The organism is Shewanella glacialimarina (genome assembly GCF_020511155.1).
Taxonomy (GTDB): domain Bacteria; phylum Pseudomonadota; class Gammaproteobacteria; order Enterobacterales; family Shewanellaceae; genus Shewanella; species Shewanella glacialimarina.
Genome location: NZ_CP041216.1, coordinates 2,964,836 through 2,987,813, shown reverse-complemented (window position 1 = coordinate 2,987,813; position 22,978 = coordinate 2,964,836). Strand labels below are relative to the sequence as shown.

Here is a 22,978-nt window from a genome sequence, read left to right as displayed (position 1 = left end):
TTACTGCTGATTTATTCGGTGTGTTGATTTGTTCGGTGTGTTGATAAGAGGTAACCTATGGCAAGTGATCCGTTAATTACCGTTCTCAAATTAGCGACCGAAGCAGAGAGTCAAGCGGCTATGCAGCTTAAGTCGGCTCAATTTGAAAAACAGAAACGGCAAGGTCAGTTAGATGCGCTAAATAACTACCGTCTCGATTACATGAAGCAAATGAAAAGCCGGCAAGGGCAAAGTATTAGTGCCAATCAATATCATCAATTTCATCAATTTATTAAACAGGTCGATAGTGCTATTACTCAACAAGTGACAGCTGTTCAAGACGCTGAATACCAGATAGGTTATCGTCAAACTCATTGGCTTGAAAAACAACAAAAACGTAAAGCAATTGAAATGTTGTTAGCCAACAAAGCAGAAAAAGCACAAATAGCAGAAACTAAGCTTGAGCAAAAAATGTCTGATGAGTTTGCAATGCAACAGTATATTCGCCAGCGCTTAAATAAGTAGCTTTTTTTAGGAGTCGATAATTAAATTGTAGCTATTATGTTGGCACTTATATTGCTTAATATCCATTACGTAATAATTAATCGTCATTGAAGTGGCGTTGTGACATTTTATTTAGCGTGTTATTGGACGGTAGATTAAATACACAAAAGATGATTGATTATCTTCTTTTAGATTGAGTTTGTGGAGCATATATAATGCAACAGATGAGTAATATTCTCTTAACTGGTACGAGTAAGTCTACAGGCTCACAGGCTAAAGATGCTATGCAAGTGTCTGAAAGTAAATCATTCCTAGATGAATTTAATCAAGCAAGCCAAATATCTTCTTTTCAATCGGCTAAACTTGTTAATACGAGTAAACAGTCTGAGCAATCAGCAATTAGCACTATTGATGTTGACTTATCAGAGCCTCTAGAGGGAACTGATATTGAGCTTATTTTCGCCCAATTAGACATGGCGCAATCATTTGACAAGTCAAAGGGCGACGGACAAATATTGCCGATATTCGAGGTTAAGGGGGAAAGTAATGATGCAGATGATGGGGGGCTTGATACTATAACGCAGACTTTATCTAATATTGATGGCATTGATGGCATTGATGGTGAAATTGATTTTGACGTTTTAGATAATCAACTCGCTAGTAATGACACTGATAGTGACATTACTAGCATAGAGCCATTAGAAAGTAGCCTGTTTAGTAATATGATTCAATTGCCGCTTGAAGGTGAGTCTAATGACGTATTTTTGGCGTCATTATCTGATTCTGAAAAAGAATTGTTGAGTGATTTTTCAACTTTATCAGCAGAACAGTTAATTGCCCTGAGCCATGATGATTTAGTTAGCCTTGTAGATGACTTTAATTTACAAGCTCCGGTGCTTGATGAATCTATTTTAGACTTAGCAGCTAAAAATTTAGAGGTTAAATTGGATCCTATTGCTGCTAATTCACTTAATGATGTCTCTCCAGCGATTACAGAGTCTTCTCCAATTGCGCCCCTTCAAGCTCCAATGTCTGCTATGGCTAGTGCCAATATGGTGAAAAATGTCATTCAAGACAGTGATGCGACTAAATTAGCGAATGACTCTTTGGGTCAAAAGAATAATGCTTTGTTTACCTCGGTGGGCACTCAAGATAGTAATAATGTTTTGGGCGATAAAGCACCTAGTCCAGCTAACATCATTGAGCCAAAGGCTTTGGCACAGGTTGACTTTAAAACGCAAACTTCTGCCGAATCGCTTAAAACAGCTTCTGTTGCAGCATCAATCAATATTGATAGCGAATTGGCTAAATCAGCTCGTATTGAAGTTTTTGGTGCTCCCGATGAAGCGATTGATGTAAAGGCGATGCAAAATCAAAGTAGTTTTACCCCTATTCATAAAAGTGAAGTACCGCAGTTTCAACTATCTTTAAAGCAACAGGGTGAATCTCAAGTTCAAATGCAGGAGATGATCCAACGTTTTTCACCTGTAATGAAGCAGCAATTGATCACTATGGTTAGCAATGGCATTCAACAAGCGGAGATTCGCCTTGATCCACCTGAGTTAGGTCACTTGACGGTTAAAATTCAGATAAATGGTGATCAAACTCAAGTACAGTTTCATGTTACGCAGTCACAAGCTCGTGAATTGATTGAGCAAGCAATCCCCAGATTAAGAGACATGTTAGCGCAAGAAGGATTACAACTTACCGACAGCCAGGTTTCGCAAGGTGGTGGCGGAAGAGATGGACAGCCGCAAGATTCATCTAGTAGCTATGCTGAGCAGCAAGATATGGATGAAAATTCAGCGTTAGAGCATTCAATGTTTCAAAATCATCCAGAGAGTTTGCAATCAGGTATAGATTATTACGCTTAAGTCGGTAATCTATAGCATAATTATTATCTTCAAGGTTCATAAGCTAACAAAGCGGTTTATGTTACCCTTATTAGATATTTGCATAATTGATACGCATAATTTGTTTAGGGATCTCCATGGCTGAAGAGTTAGAGCTTAATGAAGCAAGCAGTGAACCAAAAAAATCTAAAAAATTATTCCTTTTTGGTGGAATAGGGCTAGTTGTAGCATTATTAATTGGAGGGGGGGCATGGTTTTTTTTAGGATCTGACGAGCCAGCAGCACCAGCTCAAAGTGATGATGTCGGTGCAGTTACCGAATCCTCTTCCCAAGCACCAACTAATGAAGCAAATTATGTCGGTATGCCAAGACCATTTTTGTTCAATTTGCCAGGGGTCGATAGATCTCGTTTAGTTGAAATTAAGGTGCAATTAATGGTGCGTGGCGCTGATGATGAAACTGCAGTTAGAAAGCATATCCCCTTAATTGAAGATGCTTTACTAACCACTTTTAGCGGTGCAGATGTTCAAAAGTTAAGTACACAAGCGGGTAAAGATGAAGTACGTCAATTGGCGTTATTAAGTGTACAAAATACCTTGCAACCTGTTACTGGAAAGCCTCTTGTTGAGAAAGTGCTATTTACTGGTTTTGTGATGCAATAATCCAGATGGATAGAGTTAAGGTGAACATGTGAGTGATTTATTAAGTCAAGACGAGATTGACGCACTATTACATGGTGTTGATGATGTTGATGAGGATGATGGTGATATAGGTGGCGAAGATGCGCGATCTTATGACTTCTCGTCTCAAGATCGTATCGTTCGTGGCCGAATGCCGACACTGGAAATTGTCAATGAACGATTTGCTCGTCATCTACGGATCAGCATGTTTAATATGATGCGCCGAGCGGCAGAAGTGTCTATCAACGGTGTGCAAATGTTAAAGTTTGGCGAATACGTGCATACGTTATTTGTGCCAACTAGCCTAAATATGGTGCGTTTCAGCCCTTTAAAGGGAACTGCGCTAATTACTATGGAAGCGCGCTTAGTCTTTATATTGGTAGATAACTTTTTTGGTGGTGATGGCCGCTTTCATGCAAAAATTGAAGGCCGTGAATTTACGCCGACAGAGCGAAGAATTATTCAGTTATTATTAAAAATTATTTTTGAAGATTATAAAGACGCTTGGGCACCAGTGATGGATGTAGAGTTCGAATATTTGGACTCTGAAGTTAACCCCGCAATGGCTAACATTGTTAGTCCGACAGAAGTGGTAGTGATTAACTCTTTCCATATTGAAGTGGACGGCGGTGGTGGTGATTTCCACATCACGCTGCCTTATTCGATGATAGAGCCTATACGTGAATTACTTGATGCAGGTGTGCAAAGTGACAAACAAGATACCGACATGCGTTGGTCTCAGGCATTACGTGATGAAATTATGGACGTGAAGGTTGGTTTTGACGCCAATATTATTGAACACGAAGTGACGCTTCGTGATGTCATGGGGTTTAAAGCGGGTGATATTATCCCGATAGATTTACCTGAACATATTATGATGCGTATCGAAGATTTACCCACTTACCGATGTAAATTGGGGCGTTCACGCGATAACTTAGCGTTAAAAATTAGTGAAAAAATTCCGCGACCTGAAACAGTAAAGTCTGAGTTGCAATTGGTAACACGAAAAGGTAAGTCGCGTGATATTTCAGAATTATAAGGTGATGTAAATGAGCACAGAAGATACAGGCGATGATTGGGCAGCTGCAATGGCTGAGCAAGCAATTGAAGAAGCTGAACAAATTGAACTGGATGAATTAGTTGATGATTCAAAGCCGATTTCTAAAGAAGATGCAGCTAAATTGGATTCTATTTTAGATATTCCTGTGACTATCTCAATGGAAGTTGGGCGCAGTTTTATCAGTATTCGTAATTTACTTCAACTTAACCAAGGTTCAGTTGTCGAGTTAGATAGGGTGGCAGGTGAACCATTAGATGTGATGGTCAACGGTACCTTAATTGCCCATGGTGAAGTAGTTGTGGTCAATGATAAGTTTGGTATCCGACTGACTGATGTTATTAGTCAAACTGAGCGCATTAAAAAATTAAAATAATATCAATAAAATTTATTGCATTTCTTTTTACTGTTCTTTTTATATTGTGCTTTAATCATAAATAGTCACTTAGGTGCTTATATTTTTATTAATCATTTAAGTGACATATGGCTCAAGGATTAACCGTGTCATACCTTACAGTTGCTTTATCCAATGCCATTACAACAGCACAAGTGTTACCCGTGGCTGATGTAACGACATCGGTAAATAACACCTCTACAGTCTCTACCTTAGCAAATATGCTTGGTGGTCTTATTGTTGTGGTTGCGCTTATTATATTACTCGCCTATATCGTTAAAAAGCTCAATCTTGTTCCAAGTCAAAATGGGATTATAAAGACGATTGCGATGACACCTGTAGGTCAAAAAGAGAAGTTGATGGTGGTTGAAATTAATCAACAGCAATACTTACTCGGCGTGACATCCCAGCAAATTAATTTAATCGATAAACTTGCAAGCCCCGTTGAAGCCTCTACTCATTCATTTGCCCAAAACCTACAACAAGCTAAGGAAAGACATCATGAGTAAAGTGTTTCAAGCAATACTCTGGGTCTCGGTGTTGGCTGCGACAGTTTGGTCTTCAGGTACAATCGCACAAGATGGCGTATTGCCAGCGTTAACCGTAACCACAGGTGCCGATGGCGCGACAGAATATTCGGTTACCATGCAAATATTATTGCTGATGACCGCCATGAGCTTTATTCCTGCTATGGTGATAATGCTAACTTCATTTACCCGCATTATTGTAGTGTTATCTATTCTTCGACAAGCATTAGGCTTGCAACAAACTCCATCAAACCAGGTGTTAATTGGCCTAAGTTTGTTTATGACATTTTTTATCATGGCACCCGTTTTTGATAAAATTTATGCCGAAGCGGTAGAACCCTATATGAATGAATCGATGACACTTTCCCAAGCATATGATGTTGGCAAAGAACCAATTAAAAGTTTTATGCTATCACAGGTAAGAACCACAGATTTGAAAACTTTCATTGAAATATCAGGCTACAAAGACATTCAATCTCCTGAGCAAGCCCCAATGGTCGTCATTGTGCCAGCCTTTATCACCAGTGAGTTAAAAACGGCTTTTCAAATTGGCTTTATGTTATTTGTGCCATTTTTAGTATTAGATTTAGTGGTCGCCAGTATCTTGATGGCAATGGGTATGATGATGTTGTCACCCATGATTGTGTCACTACCCTTTAAGATTATGCTATTTGTGCTGGTTGATGGCTGGAGTCTCGTGATGGGCACCCTAGCCAATAGCTTTGGCATTTAGGAGAAGACATGTCTCCCGAGTCCTTAATTGATGTTTTTCGTGAAGCACTGTCAATTATTGTATTGATTGTGTCAGCGATTATTTTGCCCGGTTTGGCAATAGGTCTAGTGGTTGCAGTGTTTCAAGCCGCAACATCGATTAACGAGCAAACATTGAGTTTTCTACCTAGATTATTGGTGACCTTATTTGCACTGATGTTTCTAGGACACTGGCTTATACAGACTATGATGGATTTTTTCTTCGAGATGATTAATCTTATCCCTGTTGTGATTGGGTAGATCGATGGAAATATTGTTTGAAGAAATCAGTCAGACAATAGCCACGTATCTATGGCCGCTTTTTCGCATATCAGCCATGTTGATGACCATGACTGTCTTTGGCGCCAATACAACGCCCTCCCGCGTCAGATTGCTTTTCTCAATGGCCTTTACGTTTGCCATTGTGCCGGTTCTCCCCCCTGTTGAAAATGTAGAGTTATTTGCACTTAGCTCAGTGTTTATTACTTTACAACAGCTTTTAATTGGTACTGCAATGGGCTTTGTTAGTGTGATGATGATGCAAACATTCGTGCTGACAGGGCATATTATTGGTATGCAAACCAGTTTAGGTTTTGCGTCAATGGTTGATCCGGGCTCTGGTGAGCAAACCCCTGTGGTGGGTAATATATTCTTGCTTCTTGCGACGTTAATATTTTTAGCCGTTGATGGTCACTTGCTGATGTTTAGAATGATTGTCGCCAGTTTTGAAACTATTCCAGTATCGGCAGAGGGTATTAATATTACCACCTACAAAAATCTTGCTGAATGGGGATCTTATATGTTCGGTGCTGCACTAACTATGTCTATTTCAGCGATTGTTGCGTTATTATTGATCAATTTATCTTTTGGTGTAATGACCCGAGCATCACCACAGCTGAACATCTTTTCAATAGGTTTTCCGGTCACCATGGTTAGCGGATTAGTGATATTGTGGCTAACATTAGGTCCTATCATGGCACATTTTGATGAAGTATGGTTAGCAGCCCAATTATTGATGTGTGATATTTTACAACTGCAATGCCAAATTGATGGTGATGTGGATTTTTAAGGACACAGTAAATGTCAGAAGCTGACAGTGGTCAAGAACGCACAGAAGAGCCCACAAGTAAGCGTCTTGAACAGGCGCGTGAAAAAGGCCAGGTTGCCAGATCTAAAGAGTTAGGCACTGCTGCGGTGTTACTTGCTGCATCGGTTGGCTTTGCTATGACTGGGCCTGCTATTGCCAAAAGTTTGTATACCATAATGAAACAAATTTTTACCATGGAGCGAGATCAAATTTTTGATACTAATTCGATGTATCGAATTTGGGGCGTGGTGGGAAATGAGCTTGCTTGGCCTTTGGTAAGTTTTATTGCTTTGCTCGCTTTGGTATCCTTTTTGGGCAATATCGTTTTAGGTGGCTTGTCTTTTTCTGTAAAAGCTTTTATGCCCAAGGGCAGTAAAATGAGTCCCGTTAGTGGATTTAAGCGAATGTTTGGAACGCAGGCGTTAGTGGAGTTAACTAAGGGCATAGCCAAATTTTCGGTAGTAGCCATTGCTGCTTATTTCTTACTAAAGATCTACTTTCACGATATTTTAATGTTGTCTAGCGACCATTTACCTGGCAACGTTTACCATGCTTTAGATTTATTAGTATGGATGTTTATTCTGTTATGTTCCTCGATGCTAATCATTGTGATTATTGATGTACCGTTTCAAATTTGGAATCACCATAAACAACTTAAAATGACCAAACAAGAAATTAAAGACGAGTATAAAGATTCTGAAGGCCAACCTGAAGTTAAAGGCCGTGTCAGACAACTGCAACGAGAAATGGCGCAAAGAAGGATGATGGCCGAAGTGCCCAATGCTGATGTTATTGTGGTCAATCCTGAACATTATGCTGTAGCGGTTAAATATGATGTTGCCCGCTCCTCAGCACCATTTTTAATTGCTAAAGGAGTTGATGATGTTGCATTTAAAATTCGTGAAATCGCTCGTGAGCATAACGTTGCGATTGTGTCTGCACCACCATTAGCAAGGGCTATTTATCATACAACAAAAGTAGATCAACAAGTGCCAGAAGGCTTATTTACCGCTGTTGCTCAGGTGCTTGCATATGTATTTCAGTTAAAACAATACCAAAAAGGTAAGGGGCGTCGTCCTATACCAGTCCCGTTAAAACAACCCATTCCTGATGAACTAAAGCATTAATATCACTCTTAGATTGTTTTTTAATCGTAGTAAATAGATTCTATTATCAAATTATGATTGAATTTTTTTGTTGGCTTAATTCTTGCTAATTGACTGTACGCGTCAAAAATTCATCAGTAAAAGGCTTTCGCGAATGGATGTAAAAGCAGTTTTCGGCCAATTCAAACAAATCCGACCATCAACCTTTAAAGGAATTGGTACGCCTCTATTAGTATTGGCGGCATTAGGGATGATTGTTTTACCGATCCCGCCATTCTTATTAGATATCTTATTTTCATTCAATATTGCGCTGGCTTTAGTCGTTTTGCTTGTCGCTATTTATACCGACAGACCACTCGATTTCGCCGCTTTCCCCACAGTACTTTTAGTAGCTACTTTACTAAGACTTGCCTTAAATGTGGCTTCAACTCGAGTGGTATTACTAGAAGGGCATAATGGTGGCGATGCGGCGGGTAAAGTCATTGAAGCCTTCGGTTCAGTGGTTATTGGTGGTAACTATGCTGTTGGTTTAGTTGTGTTTTTAATCTTGATCATTATCAACTTTGCTGTTGTAACCAAAGGTGCTGGCCGTATTTCAGAGGTCAGTGCACGTTTTACCTTAGATGCTATGCCTGGTAAACAAATGGCCATTGATGCCGACTTGAACGCAGGTATTCTAAACCAAGAACAAGCTCGAATTCGTCGCGAAGAAGTGACCCGTGAGGCGGACTTTTATGGCGCAATGGACGGTGCGTCAAAATTTGTAAAAGGTGATGCGATAGCCGGTATTATGATTCTGGTTATTAACATGTTGGGTGGCTTTATCATTGGTATGGTCCAGCATGGACTTGACTTTTCTAGTGCAGTTGAAGTTTATACTCTGCTAACTATTGGTGATGGTCTAGTCGCCCAAATACCTGGGTTACTACTTTCAATTGCAGCTGCTCTGATGGTTACTCGTCAAAATGAATCTGGTGACATGGGCCAGATGATGATGAGCCAGATGTTTGACAAGCCCAAATCATTAGCAATTGCTGCAGGTTTGTTATTTGTTATGGGTATTGTGCCTGGTATGCCACATGTCGCTTTTATCAGCTTTGCATTTATTACCGCGGCCACTGCTTATATGGTACAAAAACGTATTAATGAGAAAAAATCAGCAGCATTAGAGCTTGTCAAAAAAGGCCCTGTAGATGTCAAAGATAAGGAACCAAAAGATTTAAGTTGGGATGATGTTCGTCACGTTGACACTATCGGTTTAGAGGTTGGATATAGACTTATCCCCTTGGTTGATAAAGGCCAAGGCGGTGAATTATTAAGTAGAATTAAAGGTGTACGTAAAAAATTATCACAAGAATTAGGCTTTTTAGTGCCAGCAGTACATATCCGTGACAATCTAGATTTATCGCCAAATTCATATCGTATTCACTTAATGGGCGTGGTCGTCGGTGAAGCTGAAGTCAGACATGATTGTGAGTTAGCCATTAATCCTGGCCAAGTTTATGGCAAGCTTGATGGCATAGAAACTACCGATCCTGCATTTGGGCTAGAAGCCGTTTGGATTGCACCAGAGCAACGTGAGCATGCGCAAACACTAGGCTATACAGTGGTAGATACTGCAACTGTGGTAGCAACTCATATCAGCCAATTACTCAGTAATAATGCTGCTAAGTTATTAGGCTATGAAGAAGTACAACAATTAATGGACATGCTTTCCAAGCAATCGCCAAAACTTGTTGATGGCTTTATTCCGGATGTAATGTCGCTAGGTAATGTAGTTAAAGTAATGCAAAATCTATTGAATGAAGGCGTGTCTGTGCGTGACTTACGTACTATAGTGCAAACTTTGCTGGAATACGGCACGAAAAGTAATGATACTGAAGTGCTTACCGCTGCAGTTCGAATCGCGCTAAAACGTATGATTGTGCAAGAAATATCCGGACCTGAGCTAGAAATCCCCGTCATTACTTTGGCTCCAGAGTTGGAACAAATGTTGCATAAGTCTATGCAGGCGACAGGGGGAGAGGGGCCAAATATTGAACCAGGCCTTGCAGAACGCATGCAGCAGTCATTACTTGATGCTTCACAGAAACAAGAAATGGTTGGTCAGCCAGCCATTTTATTGACATCAGGCATGCTACGTTCAACTCTGTCACGATTTGTTAAGTACACTATTCCAAATTTAAGGGTAATTTCGTATCAAGAAATTCCAGATGAGAAACAGATACGGATTGTTTCATCTGTTGGCCAATAGTGATAACGTCAGATAAAAGAGGTGCGTAAGTGAAAATTAAACGATTTTTTGCCAAAGATATGCGCGCAGCATTAGCGCAAGTAAAAGAGACCCTTGGCTCTGACGCTGTCATTATGTCGAATAAAAAAGTGGCAGGCGGGATCGAGATTGTCGCCGCCGTTGATTACGATGAGCCTAAGGCGAGTGCCGCTATGGCGGCACCGACTCCAGGCTTTATGGATCTAAGTGAGGATCGCGTATCACTTGCATCTAACTCTGTAATCAAGGCAAAGACAAAAATTAATCCACCGCCAGCGGCAGATTCATTACAAGCGTTGTTAGAGAAACAACAAAGCCGCTTAAGTCAGCAAATTCCTCCTAAAAAAGATGACTCTGATTTACCTGAATGGGCGCGCCAATTACAAGGTGTGACAGCTGAGGCGAAGCCAGCTAAACCCCAATATCAGCAACAAGCTGGATTTGATAAGCAGTCAAAAAATAATAAGGTCAGTTCGACCGAAATGGATGCGCTTCGTGAAGAAATGGCATCATTACGTAACTTACTGACTCATCAAGTATCTTCATTGATGACTGAACAAAAAAAGCGGAAAGACCCCGTGGGTGCTATGCTTGAAAGTAAGCTACTTGCTGCAGAGTTTTCAGCACCCGTTGCAGCTAAACTTTCATCTTTGAGTCAACACTATAATCCTGCAGAATTAGTGCGTTCATTACCACAAAGTTTGGCTAACTTACTTGATAACCAAGGTGATGATATTGTAAAACGCGGTGGCGTTGTGGCTTTTGTTGGACCAACTGGTGTTGGCAAAACGACATCTCTGGCAAAAATTGCTGCACGTTTTGCTGCACAACATGGTGCAGATCAAGTTGCGCTTATTACAACGGATCATTATCGTATTGGTGCCTATGAGCAATTAGCAACTTATGGCAAAATAATGGGCTGTCCAGTGAAGCAAGCACATGATGTGACCGAGCTTGAACAGATTTTGTACCAATTTAGAAGTCGTAAGTTAGTACTGATAGATACAGCGGGTATGGGGCAACGTGATATGCGTCTTTATCAACAACTTGATAATTTGACAGCAAACAGTAGGATCCCAATTCGCAGCTATTTAGTTATGTCGGCAACAGGGCAACGCAGGGTATTACAAGACGCGGTTAATCATTTTAAACGCATTCCATTAGCGGGTGTAATTTTAACCAAATTAGATGAATCTGTATCAATTGCAGGTGCATTGAGCGTTCTGATACAAAATGAGTTACCATTAAGCTATGTGACTGATGGCCAACGTGTTCCTGAAGACATAAAAGTAGCAGATACTTTAGCTCTGGCTAAGCAAGCTTTAGCCGCGTTAAATGAAACAGAACAAGCAATTTCACAAGACACAAGCGCATGGTCGAATGAAATGACTTATGCATTCGAGTAAGAATATGACCCGTGATCAAGCAAGTGGTTTACGTATGATGAATCAACCAAATAACGAAAAAGTTAAAGTAATTGCCGTATCCGGTGGAAAAGGTGGGGTAGGAAAAACCAGTGTTTCTATAAACACTGCAGTCGCACTCGCCGAAAAGGGTAAACGTGTTTTAGTATTAGATGCGGATCTTGGTTTAGCTAACGTTGATGTGATGTTAGGAATTCGTGCTGAGAAAAATTTATCTCATGTTTTATCTGGCGACGCCGAATTAGACGATATCATTGTTCGAGGCCCTAAAGGTATTGGTATTGTTCCTGCAACGTCTGGAAGCAGAGCCATGGTTGAATTAACCCAGGCTCAACATGCAGGATTAATTCGTGCTTTCAGTGAGATGCGCACCCAATTTGATATATTAATTGTCGATACCGCGGCAGGTATTTCAGATATGGTACTGAGTTTCTCAAGGGCATCACAAGATGTATTGATTGTGGTATGCGATGAACCGACATCTATCACAGATGCCTATGCACTGATAAAAATATTAAGCCGTGAACATGGTGTATTTCATTTCAAAATTGTGGCTAATATGGTGCGCAGTTTACGTGAAGGAATGGAATTGTTTGCTAAACTAAGTAAAGTAACGGATCGGTTTTTAGATGTTGCTTTAGAGTTAGTTGCAACTGTGCCATTTGATGAAAATTTACGTAAGTCTGTGCGTAAGCAAAAGTTAGTCGTTGAAGCGTATCCAAAGTCGCCATCAGCCATAGCTTACCACGGTCTGGCAAATAAAATTATGAGCTGGCCGGTTCCACAACAGCCGGGTGGTCACTTAGAGTTTTTTGTTGAACGTTTAGTCCAACGCAAAGAAACACAAGAGGATAGAGTGAGTGAATAAAGCCGCCGCGTATACTCAGTTCGATAATAAAACATCCGTTGTTGAACAGTATGCACCGCTGGTAAAAAGAATTGCACATCATATGTTGGCGCGATTACCTGCTTCTGTTCAACTCGACGACTTGTTACAGTCTGGCATGATAGGGTTACTTGAAGCGTCATCAAAATTTGATGATACCAAAGGGGCTAAGTTTGAAACCTTTGCAGGGATTCGGATACGCGGTGCTATGATTGATGAAATCCGCCGTGGTGATTGGGTTCCTCGTTCAGTACATCGAAATAATCGCCGGGTTGCACAGGTTATTGACGAGCTAGAACAAGGGTTGGGACGTGACGCTCGTGACACAGAAATTGCAGAAAAACTTGATATGTCGCTCAATGAGTACCATCATATTTTAAATGATGTTTCTGTTGGGAAAATCATAGGCATAGAAGATTTAGGTATTTCGCAAGATGTGTTAGTCACAGATGATGGAATACCAGATGATAATTTTGAAGCATTAGCTGAAACGCAATTTAAATCAGCGCTGGTGGAAGCAATTAAAACCTTACCAGAAAGAGATGCATTAGTACTTTCACTGTACTATGACGAAGCGTTAAACTTAAAAGAAATCGGTGCAATTCTTGAAGTAAGCGAATCTAGGGTTAGTCAGATATTAAGTCAGGCTATGCTTAGATTAAAAGGCAAACTCAAGCATTGGACACAACAATAATTATTAATTAGAGCACTAGAGTGTCAGCTCACCGGAGGAAACCTTGGACAAGAATATGAAGATTCTTATTGTTGACGACTTTTCAACAATGCGACGTATCATAAAGAACTTGTTGCGAGACTTGGGATTCAATAATACCCAAGAAGCAGATGATGGATCAACAGCCTTACCTATGTTGCAAAAAGGTGATTTTGACTTTGTTGTAACAGATTGGAATATGCCTGGTATGCAAGGTATTGATTTGCTGAAGGCTATTCGTGCCGATGATTCATTAAAACATTTACCTGTTTTGATGGTTACGGCAGAAGCTAAGCGTGAGCAAATTATTGCAGCAGCCCAAGCAGGTGTGAATGGATATGTTGTTAAACCTTTTACAGCAGCGACCCTTAAAGAGAAATTAGATAAAATTTTTGAACGTCTCGCTTAAGCAAGGATAAGTTATGCAGCCAATAATATCGGGGTTAATTACTCTCGAGCAGGCCCAGCAACTTGTCGAACTGCTTAGTGCGGGGGAGCAAGATCAAGCTGACGACGTTGTTAGAGAACTCGCTACACCAATACAGCGTGAATTATTTGAAGAGGTCGGGAAATTAACTCGTCAACTTCATAGCGCGCTTCAAGACTTTCAGGTAGATAACCGTTTATCAGAATTAGCCAAGGTTGAAATACCGGATGCTAAAGAAAGATTAAATTACGTTATTGATATGACAGAACAAGCTGCAAATAAAACCATGGATGCAGTTGAAGAATGTTTACCTTTGGCCGATACAATAATTACCAATATAAAATCTGTTACCCCTATGTGGGATAAGTTAATGCGTCGAGATATAGAGTTGAGTGAGTTCAAAAAACTTTGTCATGATGTTCAACAGCTTATGTCACATAGTGAACACGATACAACCCGTTTACGACAATTACTAAATGAAATACTGATGGCGCAGGATTTTCAAGACTTAACAGGGCAAATGATCCGTCGAGTTATCGACTTAGTTCGCGAAGTCGAAAATAATCTAGTCTCTATGTTGACAGTATTTGGTGATTATACGCCGCAACCGGAAACTGTTAAAAAAGAGAATAAAATAGAGGCAGAGGGCCCAATTATGCACGCAGAATTGCGTGATGACGTGGTCGCAGGTCAAGATGAAGTTGATGATTTGCTATCCAGTCTGGGTTTCTAATTAGGAGTCAGTTGAATGTCATTTGATGTTGATGAAGAGATACTCCAGGACTTTTTGGTAGAGGCTGGTGAGATTCTAGAGCTTCTTCAAGAGCAGTTAGTTGCGCTTGAAAATAATCCTGATGACAGTAATTTGTTAAATGCTATTTTCCGCGGTTTCCATACTGTAAAGGGTGGAGCAGGTTTTTTAAGTTTAAAACCTATGGTAGACGTCTGCCATGAAGCGGAAAATACCTTCGACCTATTGAGAACCGGCAAGCGTAGTGTTAATGCAGAATTGATGGATATCATTTTGCAAGCAGTTGATGCTATTAACATTATGTTTGCGCAAACTCAGCAAGGCGAAGAACAAGATCCTGTTGAAGTCGAACTACTTAATAAATTGAAGCTACTCAGTTCGGGTGCGCCTTTGCCATCAGAAATGGGCGGACAGATTGAAGAGCTGATTGAAGAGTCAGTAGAGGAAATCGAGCCTTTCAATCAACCTGAATTCATTGAAGACAATATTAGCGCTGATACTAATATTGACGAGATAAATGAGTCCGAATTTGAAGCATTATTAGATGCGCTTCATGGTCAAGGTAATAGTCCTGTAGCAACCACTTCATCAACGGCTAAAACCCCTCAGCAAACAGCTCCAGCTCCTGTTGGCTCAGATGAAATTTCTGATGACGAATTTGAAGCATTGTTAGATGAACTTCATGGTTCAAACAAATTAAGTGTAGCTGATAGTAAACCTGCGCCAGCTAAATCTGTACAACCTCCAGCTCAAATGGTCGACTCAGATGATATTACCGACGACGAGTTTGAGAAGTTACTTGATGAGCTTCACGGTAAAGGTTCTTCCCCTGCTAAAGTAGATACTTCTGCGTCAAGTTCTACAGCAACACCTAAAACAGCGGCACCTAAAACCGTTGAACCAGTAAAGGCTGCTCCAGTTCCAGCCCCTCAACCTAAAGCACCAGCTCCTGTAGCAAAGGTTGAGGTGGTTGTTAAAGATAAAGCGCCAACAAAAGCGGCAGCATCTGTTCCTCAAGGGGAAACAACTGTTCGTGTTGATACCGCTAGACTTGATCAAATTATGAATATGGTCGGTGAGTTGGTATTAGTCCGAAATAGGTTAGTTAGTTTAGGTGTTACTCGTGAAGACGAGGAAATGTCTAAAGCACTGGCAAATTTAGATTTAGTTACTGCTGATTTGCAAGGCGCAGTAATGAAAACTCGTATGCAGCCCATTAAGAAGGTTTTTGGTCGCTTTCCGCGGGTTGTGCGTGACTTAGCGCGTACACTTAATAAAGAAATTGATTTAGTTATGATTGGTGAAGAAACCGATCTAGACAAAAATCTCGTTGAAGCTTTAGCCGACCCGTTAGTGCATTTAGTGCGTAACTCGGTTGATCACGGGATTGAAATGCCTATTACCCGTGAGGCGAATGGCAAGTCAAGAACAGGTACTATTACATTATCAGCAAGCCAAGAAGGCGATCACATCTTACTGAAAATTGAAGATGATGGTGCAGGGATGGACCCTCAAAAGCTGAAAGAGATAGCTATTACCCGTGGCGTGCTTGATGAGGATACTGCATCTAGGATGACAGATTCCGAAGCATACAATTTAATTTTTGCGCCAGGCTTTTCAACTAAAGTGGAAGTGTCAGATATTTCTGGCCGTGGCGTGGGTATGGACGTGGTGAAAACCCGTATTACTCAGTTAAACGGTACCGTGCATATCGACTCATTGAAGGGTAAAGGCACTGTCTTAGAAATTAAAGTACCGTTAACGTTAGCTATTATGCCGACCTTAATGGTAGATGTATCTAAGCAAGTGTTTGCGTTACCGCTATCAAGTGTCAATGAGATCTTCCATCTTGATTTAACCAAAACCAATGTTGTAGATGGTCAGCTAACGGTTATTGTACGTAATAAAGCCGTACCATTATTTTATTTAGAGCATTGGTTGCACAGCCATAAAACTAAGTTTAAACATGGTGATAAAAAGCACGGCCATGTCGTTATTGTTCAATTAGGTACAAAACAGATTGGCTTTGTGGTTGATGGTTTAATTGGACAGGAAGAAGTGGTTATTAAGCCGTTAGGAAGTATGCTACAAGGTACGCCGGGTATGGCGGGGGCAACAATTACCTCAGACGGTGGTATTGCGCTGATTTTAGATGTACCAGGTTTATTAAAACAGTACGCCAAAAATAAAAAATAAAAGTTCCATTATTTAAGGAATGAAATGGCTATAAAAGTATTAGTTGTTGACGATTCAAGCTTTTTTCGACGTCGAGTCAGTGAAATTGTTAATCAAGATCCTGAACTCGAAGTTGTGGGCGTGGCTGTCAATGGCGAAGAAGCTGTTAAAATGGCGGCAGAGCTTAGCCCTAATGTCATCACTATGGATATTGAAATGCCAGTGATGGATGGTATAAGTGCTGTTCGCGCTATTATGGCAAGTACCCCTATTCCTATTCTTATGTTTTCATCATTAACTCATGATGGTGCTAAATCGACTTTAGATGCACTTGAAGCTGGGGCACTTGATTTTTTACCTAAACGTTTTGAAGATATCGCTACAAATAAAGATGATGCGATACTTCTTCTTCAACAACGTATAAAAGCGTTAGGGCGTAGAAGGGTGTTTAGACCTGTTAGCCGTATATCACCATCTTCCCCTACAGCTTATAGGTCTTCTAGTTCACTTGCTGGCAGCTTAAGCTCGTCCAACACAAATTTAAATAGTGCTAATGCGGCAAGTTCGTTAACCTCTCGTAGGAGCTTATCGTCTTCTTCAGCTGACACTTCAACACGAACAACGTTAGGCTCAACATTAGGTAATGCATCAACAGTCCCGAACTTACCTTCTTCTATTCGTGCCAGTGGTAAATCATATAAATTATTGCTAATTGGTACATCTACAGGTGGCCCTGTGGCCTTGCAAAAGGTGTTAACTCAGTTCCCTGCAAATTACCCGCATCCCATTTTACTTATTCAACATATGCCAGCAGCGTTTACACCTGCTTTTGCTACTCGCTTAGATAGCCTTTGCCAGATTAGTGTAAAAGAAGCAGCAAGTGGCGATGTGCTTAAGCCTGGTTGTGCATATTTAGCGCCGGGTGGCATGCAAATGTTAGTTGAAAAAGCGGGTATATCTGGTCGGTTAAAAGTTATCGCTGGCAACACTGACATGAACTATAAACCCTGCGTAGATATTACCTTCGCATCGGCATCTAAAGCCTATGGGGGAGATATTTTAGCCGTAGTATTAACTGGTATGGGCGCTGATGGTCGTGAGGGCGCTAGAATGCTCAAAGCTGCTGGCGCCAATGTTTGGGCGCAAGATGAAGCAAGTTGTGTTGTATATGGTATGCCACAAGCTGTCGCCTCAGCAGGTATTGCTAGTCACTCTATTAGCTTGGACAACATGGCTGAGTCAATTTTAAAAGAGACTTCCCGTGGCTAGTCAAGGTTTTAAATATTACCGTGGCAGCGTCGGTATCAATTTAATGCTTTTTTTATTAATGTTAGCGGTAATCGCGCTGTCGAGTTTATATTTTGATGCCCTTAAAAAAAATGATCTTTTAAAAGCAGATGTCGAAAGGTTGGCAGCTTCACAAGTATTACTGATGGTACCTGATGAGCAAGCTGCTGATATTGCAAATTGGTTAGCGCAACATCCAGAGCAAACTGAAACAATTATTGAATTTGCAGGTCGTGATAAGAGTAGTACTTATGGGAATATTGGTGAACATTCACGTCAGCAAAGTGTGTTACTAGGGCCACAAATAGCAACAGAGTTCTCTACAACTGAACCGTCTGCTACTCAAATGGTTGACGATAACCCACCGACTGATGTAGTAGTGTCTGAAAATGCCGATGGTGTAAAAGTTATTCGCTTACCTCATGGTGGTATAAGAGTAACTACACGTGAACTACCTAAAGAAACTGAATCAAAACGCTAGCATGATAGAATCTCACTCATAATAACAGGCCGAGGAATCAATATTTGAAAGTCTGGACCGTAGCAAATCAAAAGGGTGGGGTTGGTAAAACCACAACTGTAGCAAGTTTAGCCGGCGCTATTGTTAAACGTGGGCAGCGTGTTTTAATGATAGATACAGATCCTCATGCTTCACTTGGTTATTATTTAGGCATTGATTCTGAAGAGGTTCCAGGTTCGCTTTATGATGTATTTGTTAATCACAAGTCGCTTACCGCAGAGTTTATCCAACAATATATTATGCCAACTCAACTTGAGGGGCTTGATTTACTGCCTGCAACAATGGCACTAGCAACATTAGACCGAGCATTAGGGCATCAAGAAGGTATGGGCCTGGTGTTACGTAATCTACTCGTGTTATTAGAAGATAAATATGATATTGCCATTATTGATTGTCCACCCGTTTTAGGCGTATTAATGGTAAATGCATTAGCGGCAAGCCAACACATTGTTATTCCTGTTCAAACTGAATTCTTGGCGATTAAAGGTTTAGACAGAATGATTAAAACGATGGAGCTAATGGGGCGATCTAAAAAGACTCGGTATAGTTATACTGTCGTGCCGACAATGTATGATAAACGCACAAAAGCTTCTCCGATAGCATTGTCGTATATGCAAGAAAAATACAATAAGAACCTATGGCCAGATAATGTGATCCCTGTAGATACTAAGTTTAGGGATGCCAGTTTAGCGCACTTACCAGCATCACATTATTCTCCATCTAGCCGTGGAGTAAAAGCCTACAATTTACTGTTAAATTACCTTGATTCGCGGGAGTTAGCACATGTCAAAATCGGTTGATGAAACTGTTTTTGATTATTTTACAATGCTCCTCACTGAGCCGGCTTCGGAAACTACTGAGGAGACACAAACTGCGCAATCGAATGATGCAAAGCAGGGATTTGTTGCATCTGAGAATTCTGACTCTACAGGGCTTATATCCAAAGGTAAAATAAGTCGTATAAGTTCTGATAAGTTAGCTTTAGATTTAATCACTAAAAAGTCGGCTGCAGAGATAAAAACTATACCAGACGCTCTTTTAGCAAAAGAGCTGTCTGAAACGAGAAAACTATCTGAGACGAGCTTTATTTCAAAAAAAGTGGATACGGCGGATTTGATAGAGATTGATCAAATCGATGATAAATATTCTAAAACTTCTTTTGAGCCGCTAAACAAACCAAATACTGCAGTTAAATATCAGCAGCCAATAAATTCGATTCTAGAAAGAGGTTTTGCCGAACCAAGTGAGAATATCAATAAGCAAGCACTTGAAAGGCTGTTGTCGGCAGTCTCAAAGCCTGAAGTAAAGCCTGACGTCAAAACTGAAGTTATACCAGCTTCTTCTAAAATGACTATAACAGCTCAGGAAATTAAGGCCAGTGCTGATAAGGTAAGACAAAATTTAGGGCTGCCAATAGAGAAATCGATTAAAAAAACTGCTGTTGATCCACTTTCATTACAAAAAACACTAAATGCCAATAAAGAAATCAAGCCTTTAGTCGATATAAATTTAACAGAAACAACCCCAAGTTCTGTAAATGAAGCTATTATAAATAGTGAAGAGATACTTGATGTAACACCTGAGACTCAATTAGGTGCAATACCACCGAGTATTACTCATGATTTACAGCAAGTGCTTGATGATGAGTTTCAAGTGCTGTTTTTTAATGTTGCGGGCTTAACATTAGCAGTACCCCTTGTGAATTTAGGTGGTATTGTAAAAGTGGAGCGAATAAACCATTTAATTGGTCGTCCTAAATGGTTTTTAGGGGTTCAGCCCTATCGAGAACAAAAAATTAATGTGGTGGATACTTGTGCCTGGGTGATGCCAGAGAAATATTCTCCTGAAATGGCTGAATCGATAGATTATCAGTATCTGGTGATGCTGGGCGATAGTCGATGGGGACTGGCTTGTGAATCGCTAGTCAATGCCGTCAAGATTGATAAATCACACGTCAATTGGCGTGAGAAACCAGGTAAGCGTCCGTGGCTTGCTGGAGTTGTAAAACAACAAATGTGTGGCATATTGCATGTACAAGCTTTGATTGACATGCTTGATGCAGGTTTAGGTTGTCAGGATTCGATTGACCGAGGTTAACTATGAGTGATTCTAGAAGTGTAGCAGCTGTAGCTGCAGGTTCAGACGATGCAGTATTACAGTGGGTTACATTTAAATTAGATAATGAGACCTATGGCATTAACGTAATGCAAGTTCAGGAAGTATTACGATACACTGAAATTGCTCCAGTACCAGGTGCACCGCATTACGTATTGGGAATTATTAATCTGCGAGGCAATGTAGTGACGGTTATTGATACCCGTTCACGTTTTGGTTTACAGCCTGCTGATGTAGATGATTCAACACGTATTGTGATTATCGAAGCGGAAAAACAAGTTATTGGTATTCTAGTCGACAGTGTTGCTGAGGTCGTTTATCTACGCCGCTCTGAGATCGATAATGCACCTAATGTGGGCACCGAAGAAAGTGCTAAGTTTATCCAAGGTGTGAGTAATCGCGACAATGAACTATTGATTTTAGTCGACCTTGATAAACTGTTATCTGACGAAGAGTGGGAAGAGTTAACTGATATTTAGATAAACTTTTCAGTGACAAATGGCCAGCTCATTCAGTATGCTGGCTTTTTTGTTTTAAGCGTTTTTTGAGAGTAAAACATGGGTGATGAATTTTTAATAGCAGCCTTGGTCTATGTCATTGCCTGTTTAGGTGTGGTGCTTTATTTGCAACAACAATCAAGTAAGTTAAAAAGCAAAGTGGAAGCGTTAACTTTATTAGTAAAAGAAAGCGATCGTCAAAGAGAGGCTGTTAAGCGTGAACTTAATGAGCTTCGCAGTGGTACGATAGGCATGGGGCGTAAAGTGGCTGAAATTGAGAAGAGATTGACTAAACAGTCAGATCTTATTGATGAAGCAAGCCAACAAGATCCGCAGGCTAAACTTTACTCGCGCGCAGTGAAGATGATTGCACTTGGCGCTGGTATTGAAGAGCTTATGCAGGAATGTGAATTGCCTAAAGCTGAGGTTGAATTACTACTGCGGTTGCATAAAAAATAGCCTTTGTTAATAGAAAAAACCATCACAACTGTAATGGTTTTTTCGTTTTAATAGCAAGAATGACTATTTTATTCGGCGCATTTTTGCGACAAACATACCATCACTATCAGCCTGTTGTGGCCACACTGTTATCATATTACTTTGTGTACCATCAAAAGGATGAGTCAATATTACCAGTTCAAAGTTAACATTACTTTGTAAGAATGCATTCACCACCTGTTGATTTTCTGCCTGTGCAAGCGAGCAGGTTGCGTAGACTAATTCCCCGCCGAATTTTACACCATCAGCACTGCGCTTAAGAATATCTAATTGCAGCTGAGGCTTCATTTCTATACTACTAACATCATCTATCCAGCGCATGTCTGGGTTTCTACGCCAAGTTCCTGTACAACTGCAAGGTGCATCGACTAACACACCATCAAAAAAGTCTGACTTAACCGGCAGCTGCTCGGTTTTCCATGGGCAAATACTTATTTGCTTAAAGTTGGCTCTTTTAGCACGTTTTAGTAGCTCATTAAGCGGATTTAATCTTATGTCAGAAGCTGTTACATGCCCCTCAATACCGGCCTGCTGCATTAATGATAATAATTGAAGGCTCTTGCCACCAGCACCGGAGCAAGCGTCCCACCATTGACTATCCGGCTTAGGATCGCAAGTTTGACCAATCACCTGTGAAGCAATGTCTTGGATCTCAAGCAAGCCTTCGGTGTATGCGGCTACTTGATTTAAATTAACGCTGTTATGGCCTAAATTGATCGTGTCACTAAAATACTCAGAACCTACAGCTTGAATATTGTCCAGGGACAACCGGTTTAATACATTTTGAGTCGAAGCCTGTTGTGCTCTTGCCCAGATAGGCGGGCGTGAACTCATGGCTTGGATTAAAGCTTGTTTTTCTATCTTAGAATCTACAAGGCAGTGCTGCCAAAACCAAGCGGGTAAAAGCTGTTCAAGTGTGCAGCCATCCAGTTGGGAGAATTGCTTAAATAGGCTAAGTTTATCGACAACATTATCTGATGCAGATGATGGCAGTGGGTTGGCTAAATGACTATGCTTGCCAAATGTTAACCAAGCGTCACGAATATCAATCCATGAGTGGTTTTCTAATTGTGCCGCACTCGCTAACATGCTAAAAAAAGTTTCTTGTTGTTGGTATTCACCAAGTTGTTGGATCCAGCCCCACCAACGAAATAAACTAAACAAACTCTCTCTGATCACACGCCGATCTTTTGAACCATGCTTTTTATGTTCTCTAAAATAGTTGGCTATGATGCGATCTGCTGGTTGCTTAGTTGTTAGTACAGAGTCAAATAAATTGAAAATAGTACTGGCATAACTTATTGCACGTTTTTCAGCACTAGAAGTGGCCACTTTGCTGATAGTAAATGGAGAGTCAGTCATGAGTTTTAGTGTCAATTGCTGGAATAGGGAATAAATATGAAGTTTACCACGTCACTTAGCTATTTGACCATGCGAACACAGTTTCAAGATCTCAGCTCTCTGTTGCCTACCAGTC

General features: G+C 40.5%; 24 protein-coding genes. 23 read left to right on the top strand and 1 reads right to left on the bottom strand.

Annotated features, from left to right (window positions below; genetic code table 11):
• Nucleotides 1-57: 57 nt before the first annotated feature.
• From fliJ to FJ709_RS12885, 23 genes are all read left to right on the top strand, one after another.
• Complete coding sequence (fliJ, locus tag FJ709_RS12995) at nucleotides 58-504, top strand: flagellar export protein FliJ (protein ID WP_226410454.1); 447 nt, start codon at nucleotides 58-60, stop codon at nucleotides 502-504.
• Between the two features lie 194 nt (nucleotides 505-698).
• The gene (locus FJ709_RS12990; RefSeq protein ID WP_226410453.1) at nucleotides 699-2,357 is read left to right on the top strand and encodes a flagellar hook-length control protein FliK; all 1,659 of its coding nucleotides are present in this window, start codon (nucleotides 699-701) and stop codon (nucleotides 2,355-2,357) included.
• 116 nt (nucleotides 2,358-2,473) lie between these two features.
• A complete protein-coding gene (gene fliL / locus FJ709_RS12985; protein WP_404829962.1) occupies nucleotides 2,474-2,998 on the top strand; it encodes a flagellar basal body-associated protein FliL in 525 nt (174 codons plus the stop codon).
• Nucleotides 2,999-3,026: 28 nt separating this feature from the next.
• Nucleotides 3,027-4,055: a flagellar motor switch protein FliM gene (gene fliM / locus FJ709_RS12980; RefSeq protein ID WP_226410452.1), complete on the top strand. Its 1,029-nt coding sequence runs from the start codon at nucleotides 3,027-3,029 to the stop codon at nucleotides 4,053-4,055.
• Nucleotides 4,056-4,065: 10 nt separating this feature from the next.
• Entirely contained in the window at nucleotides 4,066-4,449 is a 384-nt protein-coding gene (fliN, locus tag FJ709_RS12975) for a flagellar motor switch protein FliN (RefSeq protein WP_226410451.1), read from the top strand.
• 125 nt (nucleotides 4,450-4,574) lie between these two features.
• Nucleotides 4,575-4,976, top strand: coding sequence for a flagellar biosynthetic protein FliO (fliO, locus tag FJ709_RS12970; protein WP_319002882.1), 402 nt, complete (start codon nucleotides 4,575-4,577; stop codon nucleotides 4,974-4,976).
• Complete coding sequence (gene fliP, locus FJ709_RS12965) at nucleotides 4,969-5,727, top strand: flagellar type III secretion system pore protein FliP (protein ID WP_226410450.1); 759 nt, start codon at nucleotides 4,969-4,971, stop codon at nucleotides 5,725-5,727. The genes fliO and fliP overlap by 8 nt, the downstream gene beginning before the upstream one ends.
• Nucleotides 5,728-5,735: 8 nt before the next feature.
• Nucleotides 5,736-6,005: a flagellar biosynthesis protein FliQ gene (gene fliQ, locus FJ709_RS12960; RefSeq protein ID WP_226410449.1), complete on the top strand. Its 270-nt coding sequence runs from the start codon at nucleotides 5,736-5,738 to the stop codon at nucleotides 6,003-6,005.
• 4 nt (nucleotides 6,006-6,009) lie between these two features.
• Entirely contained in the window at nucleotides 6,010-6,813 is an 804-nt protein-coding gene (gene fliR / locus FJ709_RS12955) for a flagellar biosynthetic protein FliR (RefSeq protein ID WP_226410448.1), read from the top strand.
• An 11-nt stretch (nucleotides 6,814-6,824) separates the two neighbouring features.
• Nucleotides 6,825-7,958 (top strand): flagellar biosynthesis protein FlhB, encoded by a 1,134-nt coding sequence (gene flhB / locus FJ709_RS12950; RefSeq protein WP_226410447.1) that lies wholly within the window; start codon nucleotides 6,825-6,827, stop codon nucleotides 7,956-7,958.
• A gap of 133 nt (nucleotides 7,959-8,091) precedes the next feature.
• On the top strand, nucleotides 8,092-10,191 hold the full coding sequence (flhA, locus tag FJ709_RS12945) for a flagellar biosynthesis protein FlhA (RefSeq protein WP_226410446.1): 2,100 nt from the start codon (nucleotides 8,092-8,094) through the stop codon (nucleotides 10,189-10,191).
• Between the two features lie 29 nt (nucleotides 10,192-10,220).
• Nucleotides 10,221-11,615 (top strand): flagellar biosynthesis protein FlhF, encoded by a 1,395-nt coding sequence (gene flhF / locus FJ709_RS12940; RefSeq protein ID WP_226410445.1) that lies wholly within the window; start codon nucleotides 10,221-10,223, stop codon nucleotides 11,613-11,615.
• A 4-nt stretch (nucleotides 11,616-11,619) separates the two neighbouring features.
• Entirely contained in the window at nucleotides 11,620-12,501 is an 882-nt protein-coding gene (locus FJ709_RS12935) for a MinD/ParA family protein (RefSeq protein ID WP_226415986.1), read from the top strand.
• Nucleotides 12,494-13,213, top strand: coding sequence for an RNA polymerase sigma factor FliA (locus FJ709_RS12930; RefSeq protein ID WP_226410444.1), 720 nt, complete (start codon nucleotides 12,494-12,496; stop codon nucleotides 13,211-13,213). The genes FJ709_RS12935 and FJ709_RS12930 overlap by 8 nt, the downstream gene beginning before the upstream one ends.
• A 43-nt stretch (nucleotides 13,214-13,256) precedes the next feature.
• Nucleotides 13,257-13,640 (top strand): chemotaxis response regulator CheY, encoded by a 384-nt coding sequence (gene cheY / locus FJ709_RS12925; RefSeq protein ID WP_007649667.1) that lies wholly within the window; start codon nucleotides 13,257-13,259, stop codon nucleotides 13,638-13,640.
• 13 nt (nucleotides 13,641-13,653) lie between these two features.
• Nucleotides 13,654-14,391, top strand: a complete 738-nt coding sequence (locus tag FJ709_RS12920; protein ID WP_226410443.1) for a protein phosphatase CheZ — start codon at nucleotides 13,654-13,656, stop codon at nucleotides 14,389-14,391.
• A 15-nt stretch (nucleotides 14,392-14,406) separates the two neighbouring features.
• The gene (locus tag FJ709_RS12915; protein ID WP_226410442.1) at nucleotides 14,407-16,605 is read left to right on the top strand and encodes a chemotaxis protein CheA; all 2,199 of its coding nucleotides are present in this window, start codon (nucleotides 14,407-14,409) and stop codon (nucleotides 16,603-16,605) included.
• Between the two features lie 24 nt (nucleotides 16,606-16,629).
• Nucleotides 16,630-17,853, top strand: coding sequence for a protein-glutamate methylesterase/protein-glutamine glutaminase (locus FJ709_RS12910; protein WP_226410441.1), 1,224 nt, complete (start codon nucleotides 16,630-16,632; stop codon nucleotides 17,851-17,853).
• Nucleotides 17,854-17,911: 58 nt separating this feature from the next.
• Complete coding sequence (locus FJ709_RS12905; RefSeq protein ID WP_404830058.1) at nucleotides 17,912-18,352, top strand: membrane anchored protein in chemotaxis locus; 441 nt, start codon at nucleotides 17,912-17,914, stop codon at nucleotides 18,350-18,352.
• Nucleotides 18,353-18,396: 44 nt separating this feature from the next.
• The gene (locus FJ709_RS12900) at nucleotides 18,397-19,191 is read left to right on the top strand and encodes a ParA family protein (protein WP_226410439.1); all 795 of its coding nucleotides are present in this window, start codon (nucleotides 18,397-18,399) and stop codon (nucleotides 19,189-19,191) included.
• A complete protein-coding gene (locus FJ709_RS12895; protein ID WP_226410438.1) occupies nucleotides 19,175-20,488 on the top strand; it encodes a chemotaxis protein CheW in 1,314 nt (437 codons plus the stop codon). Before FJ709_RS12900 ends, FJ709_RS12895 begins: the two co-directional genes overlap by 17 nt.
• A gap of 2 nt (nucleotides 20,489-20,490) precedes the next feature.
• Nucleotides 20,491-20,985 carry a chemotaxis protein CheW gene (locus FJ709_RS12890; RefSeq protein ID WP_226410437.1) on the top strand — a complete coding sequence of 165 codons (495 nt, stop codon included), beginning with the start codon at nucleotides 20,491-20,493 and terminating at the stop codon, nucleotides 20,983-20,985.
• A gap of 78 nt (nucleotides 20,986-21,063) precedes the next feature.
• Nucleotides 21,064-21,462 (top strand): DUF2802 domain-containing protein, encoded by a 399-nt coding sequence (locus tag FJ709_RS12885; protein ID WP_226410436.1) that lies wholly within the window; start codon nucleotides 21,064-21,066, stop codon nucleotides 21,460-21,462.
• 63 nt (nucleotides 21,463-21,525) lie between these two features.
• On the opposite strand, the gene FJ709_RS12880 is transcribed toward FJ709_RS12885, so the two are convergent.
• On the bottom strand, nucleotides 21,526-22,863 hold the full coding sequence (locus FJ709_RS12880) for an RsmB/NOP family class I SAM-dependent RNA methyltransferase (RefSeq protein ID WP_226410435.1): 1,338 nt from the start codon (nucleotides 22,861-22,863) through the stop codon (nucleotides 21,526-21,528).
• Between the last annotated feature and the right edge of the window lie 115 nt (nucleotides 22,864-22,978).

What these genes read in the sequence shown, in the direction of transcription:
- fliJ (WP_226410454.1), top strand. Translation starts at nt 58, where the DNA reads ATGGCAAGTGATCCGTTAATTACCGTTCTCAAATTAGCGACCGAAGCA.
- FJ709_RS12990 (WP_226410453.1), top strand. Translation starts at nt 699, where the DNA reads ATGCAACAGATGAGTAATATTCTCTTAACTGGTACGAGTAAGTCTACA.
- fliL (WP_404829962.1), top strand. Translation starts at nt 2,474, where the DNA reads ATGGCTGAAGAGTTAGAGCTTAATGAAGCAAGCAGTGAACCAAAAAAA.
- fliN (WP_226410451.1), top strand. Translation starts at nt 4,066, where the DNA reads ATGAGCACAGAAGATACAGGCGATGATTGGGCAGCTGCAATGGCTGAG.
- fliP (WP_226410450.1), top strand. Translation starts at nt 4,969, where the DNA reads ATGAGTAAAGTGTTTCAAGCAATACTCTGGGTCTCGGTGTTGGCTGCG.
- fliQ (WP_226410449.1), top strand. Translation starts at nt 5,736, where the DNA reads ATGTCTCCCGAGTCCTTAATTGATGTTTTTCGTGAAGCACTGTCAATT.
- fliR (WP_226410448.1), top strand. Translation starts at nt 6,010, where the DNA reads ATGGAAATATTGTTTGAAGAAATCAGTCAGACAATAGCCACGTATCTA.
- flhB (WP_226410447.1), top strand. Translation starts at nt 6,825, where the DNA reads ATGTCAGAAGCTGACAGTGGTCAAGAACGCACAGAAGAGCCCACAAGT.
- flhA (WP_226410446.1), top strand. Translation starts at nt 8,092, where the DNA reads ATGGATGTAAAAGCAGTTTTCGGCCAATTCAAACAAATCCGACCATCA.
- FJ709_RS12935 (WP_226415986.1), top strand. Translation starts at nt 11,620, where the DNA reads ATGACCCGTGATCAAGCAAGTGGTTTACGTATGATGAATCAACCAAAT.
- FJ709_RS12920 (WP_226410443.1), top strand. Translation starts at nt 13,654, where the DNA reads ATGCAGCCAATAATATCGGGGTTAATTACTCTCGAGCAGGCCCAGCAA.
- FJ709_RS12915 (WP_226410442.1), top strand. Translation starts at nt 14,407, where the DNA reads ATGTCATTTGATGTTGATGAAGAGATACTCCAGGACTTTTTGGTAGAG.
- FJ709_RS12910 (WP_226410441.1), top strand. Translation starts at nt 16,630, where the DNA reads ATGGCTATAAAAGTATTAGTTGTTGACGATTCAAGCTTTTTTCGACGT.
- FJ709_RS12905 (WP_404830058.1), top strand. Translation starts at nt 17,912, where the DNA reads ATGTTAGCGGTAATCGCGCTGTCGAGTTTATATTTTGATGCCCTTAAA.
- FJ709_RS12895 (WP_226410438.1), top strand. Translation starts at nt 19,175, where the DNA reads ATGTCAAAATCGGTTGATGAAACTGTTTTTGATTATTTTACAATGCTC.
- FJ709_RS12890 (WP_226410437.1), top strand. Translation starts at nt 20,491, where the DNA reads ATGAGTGATTCTAGAAGTGTAGCAGCTGTAGCTGCAGGTTCAGACGAT.
- FJ709_RS12885 (WP_226410436.1), top strand. Translation starts at nt 21,064, where the DNA reads ATGGGTGATGAATTTTTAATAGCAGCCTTGGTCTATGTCATTGCCTGT.
- FJ709_RS12880 (WP_226410435.1), bottom strand. Translation starts at nt 22,863, where the DNA reads ATGACTGACTCTCCATTTACTATCAGCAAAGTGGCCACTTCTAGTGCT.